The organism is Streptococcus mitis (assembly GCF_002096895.1).
GTDB classification, from domain to species: domain Bacteria; phylum Bacillota; class Bacilli; order Lactobacillales; family Streptococcaceae; genus Streptococcus; species Streptococcus mitis_AH.
In genome coordinates this window covers 543,338-556,005 of the sequence record NZ_NCVI01000020.1, presented here as the reverse complement: position 1 = coordinate 556,005, position 12,668 = coordinate 543,338, and the positions used below count along the sequence as shown (strand labels likewise).

Annotated in this window: 14 protein-coding genes and 1 riboswitch; of the genes, 2 read left to right on the top strand and 12 right to left on the bottom strand. The window is 41.0% G+C overall.

All coding sequences use genetic code 11. From position 1 onward, the window contains the following. Nucleotides 1-151: 151 nt before the first annotated feature. A riboswitch (TPP riboswitch) is annotated at nt 152-240 on the bottom strand. 148 nt (nt 241-388) lie between these two features. The 4 genes from lctO to B7697_RS07315 all read right to left on the bottom strand — a co-directional run bounded on the left by lctO (nt 389) and on the right by B7697_RS07315 (nt 3,060). Continuing rightward, nucleotides 389-1,525 carry an L-lactate oxidase gene (gene lctO / locus B7697_RS07330; protein WP_000120723.1) on the bottom strand — a complete coding sequence of 379 codons (1,137 nt, stop codon included), beginning with the start codon at nt 1,523-1,525 and terminating at the stop codon, nt 389-391. Nucleotides 1,526-1,685: 160 nt separating this feature from the next. After that, nucleotides 1,686-1,991, bottom strand: a complete 306-nt coding sequence (locus tag B7697_RS09495) for a hypothetical protein (protein ID WP_024057746.1) — start codon at nt 1,989-1,991, stop codon at nt 1,686-1,688. Between the two features lie 20 nt (nt 1,992-2,011). Next, a complete protein-coding gene (locus B7697_RS09490) occupies nt 2,012-2,362 on the bottom strand; it encodes a hypothetical protein (RefSeq protein ID WP_261018190.1) in 351 nt (116 codons plus the stop codon). Between the two features lie 137 nt (nt 2,363-2,499). Then, nucleotides 2,500-3,060 carry a TetR/AcrR family transcriptional regulator gene (locus B7697_RS07315; RefSeq protein ID WP_000111604.1) on the bottom strand — a complete coding sequence of 187 codons (561 nt, stop codon included), beginning with the start codon at nt 3,058-3,060 and terminating at the stop codon, nt 2,500-2,502. A 253-nt stretch (nt 3,061-3,313) separates the two neighbouring features. On the opposite strand from B7697_RS07315, the gene B7697_RS07310 reads away from it, so the two are divergent. Beyond that, nucleotides 3,314-3,937, top strand: a complete 624-nt coding sequence (locus tag B7697_RS07310; protein WP_084951061.1) for a cysteine hydrolase family protein — start codon at nt 3,314-3,316, stop codon at nt 3,935-3,937. A gap of 50 nt (nt 3,938-3,987) precedes the next feature. On the opposite strand, the gene pyrE is transcribed toward B7697_RS07310, so the two are convergent. From pyrE to typA, 7 genes are all read right to left on the bottom strand, one after another. Continuing rightward, the gene (gene pyrE, locus B7697_RS07305) at nt 3,988-4,620 is read right to left on the bottom strand and encodes an orotate phosphoribosyltransferase (protein WP_004261667.1); all 633 of its coding nucleotides are present in this window, start codon (nt 4,618-4,620) and stop codon (nt 3,988-3,990) included. Between the two features lie 33 nt (nt 4,621-4,653). Continuing rightward, nucleotides 4,654-5,355 carry an orotidine-5'-phosphate decarboxylase gene (gene pyrF, locus B7697_RS07300; protein WP_084951059.1) on the bottom strand — a complete coding sequence of 234 codons (702 nt, stop codon included), beginning with the start codon at nt 5,353-5,355 and terminating at the stop codon, nt 4,654-4,656. A 232-nt stretch (nt 5,356-5,587) separates the two neighbouring features. Beyond that, complete coding sequence (locus tag B7697_RS07295) at nt 5,588-6,841, bottom strand: cell division protein FtsQ/DivIB (protein ID WP_084951057.1); 1,254 nt, start codon at nt 6,839-6,841, stop codon at nt 5,588-5,590. A gap of 9 nt (nt 6,842-6,850) precedes the next feature. Next, entirely contained in the window at nt 6,851-7,909 is a 1,059-nt protein-coding gene (locus B7697_RS07290; RefSeq protein ID WP_084951055.1) for a UDP-N-acetylglucosamine--N-acetylmuramyl-(pentapeptide) pyrophosphoryl-undecaprenol N-acetylglucosamine transferase, read from the bottom strand. Between the two features lies 1 nt (nt 7,910). Continuing rightward, complete coding sequence (murD, locus tag B7697_RS07285; RefSeq protein ID WP_004256174.1) at nt 7,911-9,263, bottom strand: UDP-N-acetylmuramoyl-L-alanine--D-glutamate ligase; 1,353 nt, start codon at nt 9,261-9,263, stop codon at nt 7,911-7,913. Nucleotides 9,264-9,377: 114 nt separating this feature from the next. Then, complete coding sequence (locus B7697_RS07280; protein WP_024056536.1) at nt 9,378-9,632, bottom strand: DUF3165 family protein; 255 nt, start codon at nt 9,630-9,632, stop codon at nt 9,378-9,380. 19 nt (nt 9,633-9,651) lie between these two features. After that, on the bottom strand, nt 9,652-11,493 hold the full coding sequence (typA, locus tag B7697_RS07275; protein WP_000164122.1) for a translational GTPase TypA: 1,842 nt from the start codon (nt 11,491-11,493) through the stop codon (nt 9,652-9,654). Between the two features lie 161 nt (nt 11,494-11,654). On the opposite strand from typA, the gene B7697_RS07270 reads away from it, so the two are divergent. After that, nucleotides 11,655-12,380, top strand: coding sequence for a 16S rRNA pseudouridine(516) synthase (locus tag B7697_RS07270; protein WP_084951052.1), 726 nt, complete (start codon nt 11,655-11,657; stop codon nt 12,378-12,380). Between the two features lie 42 nt (nt 12,381-12,422). Here the strand turns inward: B7697_RS07270 and B7697_RS07265 are convergent, their stop codons facing one another. Further along, nucleotides 12,423-12,659 (bottom strand): hypothetical protein, encoded by a 237-nt coding sequence (locus tag B7697_RS07265; RefSeq protein WP_084951050.1) that lies wholly within the window; start codon nt 12,657-12,659, stop codon nt 12,423-12,425. Nucleotides 12,660-12,668: the final 9 nt, after the last annotated feature.

Sequence of the window (12,668 nt, the reverse complement as noted above, 5' to 3'; positions counted from 1 at the left end):
TTGACCTTTTTAAAGAAAATCAAGGGCGTTCAAGAAGAGCTACCTAAATGCTTTGTATCACCTTCATCCAGCTTATATAAACAAAAAACTCCAATTACAATCAAGAATTAGAGTTTAGCTTACAAGATTAGATCGTTCATTTCGCCATACGAAAAAACGTTTCACATTTCCCTTCGCCAGTCTTAACTGTATCAGGTTCAATGGGTATCATCTCAGCCTAAAGCACCCCAAATGTCTTTATTATTTAATTACTGAACCAGTATAGCAAAAAATGAAAGCCCTAGCAAGATATTTGACTGAAAAATATATTTATATAGATTTCAATGGTGATTTATTCTTCCTATAGACGAAGAAAAACCTCCACATCAAGTGGAGGCAAGCTATTTTATCAATACAATTTTAAGTCACGAGGGTCAACTGGGAAGGTTGGATTGTATGGGTTGTGACGGAGTTTGAAGTGTTTGACATCTTCAATAGTCTGAGTTCCAGACAATTGCATGACTGTCTTCAATTCCGCATTCAAGTGTTCAAAGACTTGACGCACACCAACACTACCACCGAGAGCCAAGCCATAGATAACCGGGCGGCCAATAGCTACCAAGTCTGCTCCTGAAGCCAAGGCTTTAAAGACGTGTTGGCCACGACGAATACCAGAGTCAAAGACAATTGGCACACGTTTATCAACTGCTTCAGCTACTTCTTGAAGTGAATCGAAGGCAGCTGGTCCACCGTCGATTTGACGGCCACCATGGTTGGTCACCCAGATACCAGAAGCACCTGCAGCAAGCGAACGTTCAACGTCCTCACGGCATTGTGGCCCCTTGACATAAACAGGAAGTCCTGAGTATTCAGCGATAAATTCTACATCACGTGGAGACAAGCGTTGTTTAGCTGATTTGTAAACAAAGTCCATTGATTTTCCAGCACCTTCTGGCAGATATTCCTCAACAATCGGCATGCCAACTGGGAAGACAAAACCATTACGTTTATCGACCTCACGATTGCCCCCTACCGTAGCATCAGCCGTCAAGACAATCGCTTTATAACCTTCAGCCTTCACACGGTCCATGATGTGGCGATTGATACCATCATCTTTACTAAAGTAAAACTGGAACCAATGAGGTGTCCCTTGAAGGGCTTCCGTAATTTCTGGAAGGTCGACAGTAGAGTAAGAGCTGGTTGTATAGAGAGAACCAAACTCATGCACACCACGCGCAGTCGCCACTTCACCCTGTTCATTTGCCAATTTATGAGCCGCAACAGGCGCCATAATGATTGGTGAAGACAATTTTTCGCCTGCAAATTCAATCTCTGTACTTGGATTTTCTACATTGCAAAGTGTATGAGGAACGATGAGTTTGTGGTTAAAGGCACGAATATTCTCACGCAAAGTGAAAGTATCCTCCGCCCCACTAGCGATATAGCCAAATGCTGCTTTAGGAATAACTTGTTGCGCCATTGGCTCCAAATCATAGGTATTGATGAAATCTACATGACCTTCTGCATTGCTTGTTTTGTATGACATAAAATGTCCTCCTTGATAAGTAAGCGTTTACTTTGTATATTACAAAAAATATTCTAACTCTTTTTTCAAAATTTTTCAAATATTTTGTTTGGAAATTTCATACTTTCAATCATTTTACAGCGATAATTAAAAATGATGAACTTTCTTAAGTTATGGAAATTCAAATAATCTTTTCATTTTCTAATACTTTATCATCAAATTGTTCAGCTAGTATAGTTGCTGAGTGATAAAGTTCCTTTGCTTTATTTTTATCATTTTCAAAATAAAGATAGCACTTAGCTTCAAATACTGAAATTCCAGGTTTATAGACTTGCAACGTTGTTACTGATAAAATTTCATTCATCTTTTTTACTAGAGATATCATATGTTTATAGTCATTATGAACAACATAAACAACCGCTATGGCACAAAGAACTGATAGTAGCTCTACATTATACATTTCATTACTAACTAATTGCTGTTTCAACAACTTAATCCGAAAATCATCTAATGCTCTCTTCTATAAATCAAGTCTTGACATTGCATAGCAAAATAATCAATTAATAGTAAATCATTGAATGTGTAAACTTGCTTTAGTGTTACTTGCTTAAAATAATCATCAAAAATATCTTCAGCGAAACTACCTGTCCCTGTTCTTATCAAGTCTAATATTCTTTCAATCAAGTCTAGACTCAGCAACTCTTCCTCAGGAAGAGCTAGTTCTTTATTTTCAAGAAAAGTATCTATCGGAACTTCTAATCGCTTAGATAAATATTGTAACTTAGTAATTGTTGGCAAGGATTGCCCAAGCTCAGTACGCATCAGCTGTTTGATTATTAAGTCAGCTTCTGTCCACAAACCTCTTCTCTCGTCAATTTGTGACGTTCACGTTCCTGTCTTACTCTATGACCAATTTCAGTTTTAATATCTGTTGTCATTCTTACCTCTTAACCACAATCCATAAATTAACATACTTTTAATTCTTCGGCTAAAAATTAACAATAATTCTTTTTCAAATCCGTCATATTATTTTCCAAAACTTGGATGTCTTGGCTGACTTTGAGAATGACAATGCTGCCTTGAATACTGGAGATGACTTGACGGGCCTGCAACTGCGACCGTTCTTCTGACCAGTCAGCATGCAGGTCTTGCAAGAGGCTGGCTAACTTCTCTGTCCACTGGGTCATAAAATCATTGAGAGGACAGCGGAAGTTCTCATCTTCTGTGGACAATTCCACAATCAGATTACCAATTGGGCAACCATAAAAGACTGTCTGACTTTCATGAAATTGACAAACCCAGTCAATCATATCCGAAAACTTGTCACTGTCAGACTTGTCTGCTTCAAAAATATCTTCAAAAAGCTCTTTTCGCCACTTTGCTAAAATATCTTGAATGACCGTCAAACCAATTTCCTTCTTAGATTTGAAATAATAATAAAGCTGCCCCTTGCCAACATCAGCCACCTCCATGATGTCACTGATGGAGGTGGCATCATAACCCTTCTGATAAATCAATTCCTCAGCACTTTGTAAAATACGCTCTTTAACGCTCATCTGCTCACCTCTCTTTTTTCCTATTATAGCAGATTCAGAGTCTGAGACCAAACAATTGAAACCACCTCCTTTTGCCACTGTTTTATCATTAAAATTTTTGTTCTGAGCAAATTGATTTACAAATTCAATTCTAGATGTTATTATAATTGTACCGAACGGTCAGTATGTAACTAAAACTACCATTTGGAAAATCATCAAACTAACAGTCTAAATTCCTATTGGCTGTTAATCAAATCATATTAGGAGGAACCTCATGTTCAATCAGAAAAATGTCGCATTTGTTATCACAGACCCGCAAGTTGAATTCTTAAAATCTACTGGTAAAGGATTCGGAGCAACTAAAGATGTTCTTGAAAAAGTTAATACTATTGAAAATCTGACAAAGCTTTTCGCTCTTACTAAAGAGCGTGGCTACAAGCGTTTTATCTCACCGCACTACTTCTATCCACACGATCACAAGTGGCAATTTAAAGCTGCTGGTGAAACGATGATGATTGAAAACGAAATGTTTTGGCGTGATAGCCAGTATTCAGCAATTCCAGAAGGCTCTGGAGCAGATATGATTGAAGAGATTAAACCATTTTTGGATGAAGATACTATTGTTGTCAACGGACATAAAATCTTTGGCCCAGAAAGCAACGACCTTAACCTTCAACTCCGCAAAAATGGTATCGACACCGTCATCTTGGCTGGTATGAATGCTAATCTCTGCGTGGATTCACACATGCGTGAACTCATAGAATTAGGCTACAATGTCATTGTTGTTAACGATGCTGTCGGTGCTCCAGGTGAAGAAGCCTACCAAGCTGCACTAACAAACTACGGCTACATTGCCAACCAAGTTTTGACAACTGAGGAAGTTATCGCTCAACTTTAGTATTAAAAACAAAATCAGGTAATCCTAGTGACTACCTGATTTTCTATGTTTTAGGCATTTTGCCAATTCTCTTGGTCTTCTTTAAAGCGTTTTAGGAGATCCAAGCCTTCTGGTGTGATATAGCCTTCTTCTTGGGCTAGATGGATGAGTTCACTGTAGTTAGAAAGCGTTACTAGTTTGACACCTGCATCTGAGAAGTTCTTATCTGCTTTTGGCAATTGGTAGCTGAAGATTGCTACAACTCCAAGCACATCTGCTCCTTCTCGTTTAGCAGCTGCTACAGCTTCAAGAACAGAACCACCGGTTGAAATAAGGTCTTCAACCACTACCATTTTTTGACCTTGAGCTACGCGGCCTTCGATTTGATTACCAGCTCCGTGGTCTTTTGGTTTGCTACGGATGTAGGCAAATGGCAGATTCATCTTGTCAGCAATAATAGCTCCGTGTGGAATCCCTGCTGTCGCAGTTCCTGCAATCACTTCAACCTCCGGAAAGGCTTCTTTGATAGCATCTACAAAACCATTTTCAATGAGAGTACGAGTTTCTGGATAGGCTAGTGTCACACGATTATCAGTGTAAATCGGTGACTTGATACCAGATGCCCAAGTGAAAGGCTCCTCTGGTTTGAGGTAAACTGCTTGAATTTTCAAGAGGTGGCTAGCGATATCTTTAGCAAGTGTCATGGTCTTCTCCTTTTGTTTTTCTAATCTAGTTCTTTAATTCCAATCCTGTTTCCATTCATCCTTGATGGCATGATAAGCTGCAACAGGATCTTCAGCTTGGGTAATGGGACGTCCCACTACGATATAGTCACTACCGATTTGATAAGCATCCGCTGGCGTCATGACGCGTTTTTGATCTCCTACTGCAGCACCTGCAGGACGAATGCCCGGTGTCAGACAGATAAAATCTGGATTGGTGGCCTGCTTGATGAGTTGCACTTCCTGAGCCGAGCAAACAACACCATCTAATCCCGCTTCAGCCGTCTTCTTAGCATAGTGAATGACAGACTCCTGCAGGCTGGTTTGGATATTCTGAAAATCCTGCATCTGGGCTTCCGATGTTGATGTCAGTTGCGTGACTGCGATCAATTTGGCTTGACTTCCAAGACCTTCACGCGCAGCCTTCATCATCTCTACACCCCCAGCAGCATGAACATTTGTCATATCCACACCAAGCTGAGACAGGACCTTCATAGCTGATTTGACAGTATTGGGAATGTCATGCAGCTTGAGATCCAAAAAGACACTGTGCCCCAGGCCTTTCAAGTAGGACACAATCTCAGGCCCCGTTGCGTAATAAAGCTCCATCCCTACCTTAAGATAAAGGCTTTCTTCTGCTGGAAAAAGAGCTGAGAATTCCTTGACCGCCTCAAAACTAGGAAAATCAAGAGCAATAACTGGACGATGTTCTCGCATAGGTTTCTCCTTTTACCTTTGCTAGTGAGAGAGTCTGGCCACAAGAAGCCACGAAAAAAGGAACCTGCCAACAGCAAGGTTCCACGAAAAATGGGTAGTCTCCACCCTTTCACCGTCTAACCTTAGCTGCCTCTCTGGACTGCTTTAAAGGTTTTTTACTATTCTATTATTTCTACTAGCACTTGTCAAGTAAAAACATGGTCACTAAAGAGCTATAGGAGAAAAGCTAAACCTAGCGGCGCGATGAACGTCGGGTCGTTTGGTTTTGATTGCCCTCTTCCTCCAATTTTTTCTTCTCTTCTTCCAATTTATTCTGCTGTTCTTCCAGTCTTTTCTTCTCTTCCTCTTTCTGTTTCTTCTCAGCTTCCTTAGCCTCTTGTTTGGCTTTTTCCTCAGCCTCCATAATTAATTTATCCGCCACTGTGTAGCTGTAAATTCCAGCTTCCATGTCAATCACACTCGGTTCTGACAATTGTGGCTTAATCTTACTATAATAAGGCAATTTCTTACTCATTTCAGAAAGGGGAACCAAGACCTCGTCCGAATCATTCATGGTCAATCGAATTAGATCTGATGTCACCTTGCTTGGGGCTAATTCTACCTTTTGGATAGCAGACTTGAGTTCTGGACTAATTTGAGCAAGTTCTGACGTAAAGGTCTTGATTTGTTCGCTGTCATTAAAGAGAACTGATAAATAAGTTTCTGGCAGACTCACCAAACTTACCGCACTGGTCTCAAGCTGACCGCTTGAAAGGATTGGATAATGACTTTCTCCAGAAACATAGTAGGCCACAATATCATATTCCTTAACCTTGATAGTAAACTTGGTTGGAAATTGATAGACAAGCTGAGCTGATTCAACCCAATAGTTAGACTTGATCTGCTCTTCATATTTTGTCTTATCTAGCAGAAGGTTAATCGTATAATCCGAATCCTGAATGCCTGAAGCCTGTCGAATATCATCAGCTGTAGTTTGCACTGTTCCCTCAACACGAATATCCTTCATGGTCGCATAAGGACTAAGCAAATAAGCAGAGACAACCAATAAAATCAGACTGAGAAACAAAATCGAGATAGCCCGCCAGATATGAACTCCTGGAATTTTCGGTTTGACCGGTTTTTCCTTTACAGGCTTTTTCTCTGCCTTTTTATCCCGTTTATCCTCTTTCTCTGTCTTTTTAGACTTTTGTTCTTCTTTAGATACTTCTTTTTTGACGTCTTCTGACTCTTCTACTTTTTCTTCAGTATCATCCTTAGCTGATTTTGAGTCTTTTGGATCAGATTCACTCTCTTGCTCCTCGGTTGCATCTGACTTTTCAGATTTTGAAGCCATTCGAGCTTGTCTTTCCTTTTCCTTCTCCTCAGCTAGGGCCGCCTCTTCCTCAGCCTTCTTTTTTAGATATTCCTGGTTTCGTTTCTGCCATTCTGATAACTCTTTAAATTCTTCGAGGATTTCTTTGCCCTCTTTTTTCTTATCTTTTGACATTTACTTTCCTTATGATAAATCTTTTTTCAACAATTGATAAAAATCTGCTAGAGATTTCAATTCCTTTGAAGCCTTCATCTTAGCTTGGTAATCTTCCTTGTGACTTAGTAAGTGAGAAAGCTTCACTTCTAAACTGTCCAAGGTCAAATCGCTTTCTTGAAGCTCTTCTGCATAGCCTTTTTTTACAAAGTAAGCTGCATTTTCAATCTGGTCACCGCGGCTAGCTTCACGACCAAGCGGCACAATAACATGCAATTTTGCCATGGCCAAGAGCTCAAAAATCGTATTGGCACCACCACGTGTCACAACAATGTCAGCCAATTCCATCAAGGGTTGATAGAGACTGGTCACATAGTCAACACGAAAAATATTTTGGCTCAACTCATTCAGGCTAGAATCTCCAGTTAGATTGATAATATTGTAGCGCTCTGTCAGTTCTTTCTTATGGTCTGTCACCAATTGGTTAAAGACACGAGCGCCTGCAGAACCACCGACAAACAATATAGTTGGCAATTGGGGATTAAAGTGGGTTTGAATATCCACCAATTCATCTGGTTCTGGACTTTTTTGGTCTGAAACCTTTGTCACTGCTCCCACATGCTCGACCTTAGACAAACTTGAAGCTTGTTCAAAGGTTGAATACATCTTCGTCGCAAATTTATAGGCGATTTTATTGGCCAAGCCCATAGATAGGTCCGATTCGTGAATAAAGACTGGCACTCCTGACACACGCGCAGCGATAACAGGCGGTACTGAGACAAAGCCTCCCTTTGAAAAAAGAGCCTGTGGACGAAGTCGCAACATGATAAAGAGCGACTGGACAATTCCCCAGCCAACTTTAAAGACGTCCAGCATATTTTGCCAAGAGAAATAACGACGCAATTTTCCAGTCGCAATGGAATGGAAGGTGACATCTAGACCCGACTTGAGGATTTCTTGGTGTTCGATGCCACGTTTATCTCCGATATAGTGGACTTCCCATCCATCTTCGATGAACTTGGGCATTAACAAAAGGTTGAGGGTCACGTGTCCAACCGTCCCCCCACCTGTAAAGACAATTTTTTTCATATTATTCCTTTAACTCCGCTACTGTGTCGATAAAGAGGTCGCCACGTACTTCAAAGTTAGCATACATATCCCAGCTGGCATTTGCTGGACTGAGAAGAACCACGTCTCCTTGAGTCGCAAGCTCGTAAGCCTTGCGGGTCGCATCTGCAATATCAGTCGCATCCACGTATGCCACACCTGCCTTGTCTGCTGCCCGTTTAACACGTTCGGCAGACTGACCCAGGATGACCATCTTCTTGAGTCCAGTAATGTCTGGAACCAATTCGTCAAACTCATTACCACGGTCCAAACCACCTGCAATCAAGACGACCTTGCTGTTGTCAAATCCTGACAAGGCTTTTTGAGTAGCCAAGATATTGGTTGACTTGCTATCATTATAGAATTTGACACCCTTGATTTCATCCACAAATTGGAGACGGTGTTTGACACCACCAAAGGCTGAAAGAGTTTCTTTGATGGTTTGGTTGTCCACACCACGAAGCTTGGCTACAGCAATCGTCGCAAGGGCATTTTCCACATTGTGGCTACCTGGAACTCCGATTTCATTCGCTGCCATGACCACTTCCCCACGGAAGTAGAGCTGACCATCTTCCAAATAAGCTCCATCAACCTTTTCCTGTGTTGAGAATGGTACAACTGTAGCTTGTGTTTTAGTAGCCAATTCTTTTGCCAAGTCTTGGTTAAAGTTCAAGACAAGGAAATCAGCCGCTGTCATCTTGTTCTGGATATTCCATTTGGCTGCTACATATTCCTCAAATGATCCATGATAATCGATATGAGTTGGCATGAGATTGGTAATAACCGCAATCTCTGGATGAAATTCTTTCACACCCATCAGTTGGAAAGAAGAAAGTTCCATGACAAGCGTATCCTTATCTGTCGCAGTTTGGGCCACTTGACTGGCTGGATAGCCGATATTTCCTGATAAAAGACCATGTTGCCCAGCAGCAGTCAAAACTTCCCCGATCATAGTCGTTGTGGTTGTTTTTCCATTTGAACCAGTAATACCAACAATCGGTGCTTCAGAAATCAAATAAGCCAATTCCACCTCAGTCAAGACTGGAATTCCCTTGGCCAAAGCCTTTTCAATCATGGGATTGCTGTAGGGGATACCTGGATTTTTCACCATGAGGGCAAACTCTTCATCCAAAAGTTCCAATGGATGGCCACCTGTGATAACCTTGATCCCTTCTTCCAACAAACTTTGCGCAGCTGGATTGTCCTCGAATGGTTTTCCGTCATTTACTGTCACAATGGCACCTAGCTTGTCCAATAAACGAGCTGCAGATTCACCAGACTTAGCCAAACCTAAAACAAGGACTTTCTTATTTTTAAATTGATCTATTACTTTCATGTCTCGAACTCCATTTCTACTCTTACTATTTTACCATTTTTATGGAAATAATTCTAAACGAAAATGCTCATATTCAGCATTCTAACAAGCAAAAAGAGAGCCGAAACTCTCTTTTTATCTTCTTTTACTTTTATTAACCGACATGAGGGTAATATCTCGCAAGCTAAAGTATGCTAGGAAGAGCATAGCGATTGCGATAAAGAATTCTGTCGGTAGCTGAAAGATTTGCAGAACTGACAACATGAGCAAAATCAGCAATGCTACGAAAGCAAAGACGACAAGGACGATATTAACTGTCCCTTTAATGCTTTCTGGTGTCGCAAATACATAGAGTAGTAATAAGAGGAGTCCTATGATTAAATAAACCATCTTTATCTCTTTCTAGCTCTTATTCAGCTGATTTTTTCTTCTTGTTAGCTTTCTCACGCTCTGCCTTGTTAAGGATTTGTTTACGCAAACGGATAGACTCAGGCGTTACTTCCATGTACTCATCGTCGTTCAAGAACTCAAGAGACTCTTCAAGGGTCAAGATACGAGGTGTCTTGATAACAGCTGTTTGGTCCTTAGTAGCTGAACGGACGTTGGTCATTTGTTTCGCCTTCGTGATGTTAACTGTCAAGTCGTTTTCACGAGAGTTTTCACCGATGATCATTCCTTCGTAAACTTCAGTACCTGGGTTGACAAAGATCGTACCACGTTCTTCGATAGACATGATTGAGTAAGTTGTAGCCTTACCAGCATCGATAGAAACAAGGGCACCACGGTGACGACCACCAATTTCACCTGGAATCAATGGCAAGTATTGGTCGAAGGTATGGTTCATGATACCGTAACCACGAGTCATTGACAAGAACTCAGTTGAATATCCGATCAAACCACGCGCTGGAACAAGGAAGACCAAACGAGTTTGACCATTACCAGTTGAAATCATATCCAACATTTCACCCTTACGTTCAGAAAGGCTTTGGATAACAGACCCTTGGTATTCTTCTGGAGTGTCGATTTGTACACGCTCAAATGGCTCACATTTAACACCGTCGATTTCTTTTACGATAACTTCTGGACGAGATACTTGAAGTTCATATCCCTCACGACGCATTGTTTCGATAAGGATTGACAAGTGCAATTCTCCACGACCTGAAACAGTCCATTTATCTGGTGAATCAGTTGGATCAACACGAAGGGAAACGTCTGTTTGCAATTCTGCCTGCAAGCGTTCTTCCACCTTACGAGAAGTTACCCATTTACCTTCTTTACCAGCAAATGGTGAGTTGTTAACCAAGAAAGTCATTTGAAGAGTTGGCTCATCGATGTGTAGGATTGGAAGAGCCTCTACTGCATCTGTCGGAGTAATGGTTTCACCGACAAAGATGTCTTCCATACCAGAAACGGCAATCAAGTCACCTGCTTTGGCTTCTTGAATTTCACGACGTTCCAAACCAAAGAAACCGAAGAGTTTTGTAACACGGAAGTTTTTAGTTGTGCCGTCAAGTTTAGAGAGGGTAACTTGGTCCCCAACCTTAACTGTACCACGGAAGACACGGCCGATACCGATACGTCCAACGAAGTCATTGTAGTCCAAAAGTGACACTTGGAACTGCAAAGGCTCATCTGAGTTATCTACTGGAGCTGGGATATGGTCGATAATTGTGTCAAAGATTGGTGCCATAGTAGTTTCTTGATCAGCTGGATCATCTGACAATGAAGAAGTTCCATTAATCGCTGATGCATAGACCACTGGGAAGTCAAGCTGGTCGTCATCTGCACCAAGCTCGATGAAAAGCTCCAAGACTTCGTCCACTACTTCTGCTGGACGAGCTGATGGTTTATCGATTTTGTTAACAACCACGATTGGGACAAGGTCTTGTTCCAAGGCTTTTTTCAATACGAAACGAGTCTGTGGCATTGTTCCTTCGTAGGCATCTACGACTAAGACAACACCGTCAACCATTTTCATGATACGCTCAACTTCTCCACCGAAGTCCGCGTGTCCTGGTGTGTCCATGATGTTGATACGAGTTCCGTTGTAGGCAACGGCTGTATTTTTAGCAAGGATGGTAATTCCACGCTCTTTTTCGATATCGTTTGAGTCCATAGCACGTTCTGCCAATTCAGTACGTGCATCAAGCGTTTCTGATTGTTTCAATAATTCGTCAACGAGGGTTGTTTTACCGTGGTCAACGTGGGCGATAATCGCAATGTTACGGATATCTTCTCTAAGTTTTGTCATGATTTCCTCTATAATATTCAAAATTTATTTTCTAACTGAACGATTATACCATAATTTCAAGTAAATAACATAATTCAAGCAAGTGTAAATGTTTTCACTCTGCTTTTCTTTTCACGTCAAGCCTTTTCAAAGCAAGCGACTTATGATAAGATAGGCACAGTATGCGTTTAGATAATTTATTAGCCCAAGAAAAAATTAGCCGAAAGGCCATGAAACAAGCCTTACTCAAAGGGGAAATTCTCGTCGATGGTTGCCCAGCCCGCTCCCTAGCCCAAAATATCGATACAGGACTACAAGAACTTCTTTTTCATAGCCAAATCATTCAGGGCTATGAACACACCTATCTTATGCTTCATAAGCCTGCTGGTGTCGTTACAGCCAACAAAGACAGAGAACTTCAAACCGTCATGGACCTACTTCCACCTGACATCCAATCTGACAAGCTATATGCCGTCGGCCGACTGGACCGAGATACGACAGGCCTCCTCCTCTTGACCGATAACGGTCCCTTGGGCTTTCAGCTCCTCCATCCCCAATATCATATCGATAAAACTTATCTAGTTGAGGTCAATGGACTTCTAACACCTGACCATATCAAAGCATTTCAAAAGGGAATTGTCTTTTTAGATGGCACTGTCTGTAAACCTGCAAGACTAAAGATTCTATCTGCAAGTCCTTCACTCAGTCAAGCCTCTATCACCATTTCAGAAGGAAAATTTCATCAGGTTAAGAAAATGTTCCTCTCAGTTGGTGTCAAGGTGACCTCCCTCAAACGAGTTCAGTTCGGTGAGTTTACATTAGACCCAGAACTAGCAGAGGATCAATACCGTCCCTTGAACCAAGAGGAATTGAAAATCATTAAAAACTACTTAAAGAAAAGTGGATAAAACAAAAAAGCTTTCAAATAAAGCTTTTTTGTTTTACACTACTTAATTCATAAAATTCATAAAAAGAATCAATCCTAAAACCCAATTAATTACGGAAACTACAATCCCTACAATAGCTATAATTTTTTCTGTTTTATAGTCTAGTCCAGATTCTTTTTGAAGTGAGTTAGCATACAATAAACTGGTAATACCTAAACCAATACCTCCCAACGGAAATAACAAACCAAGAATAATCGACAAGATACCCACAAAAAGTGGATTCTTCTTCTTTTCTTTCATGTTCTAAGA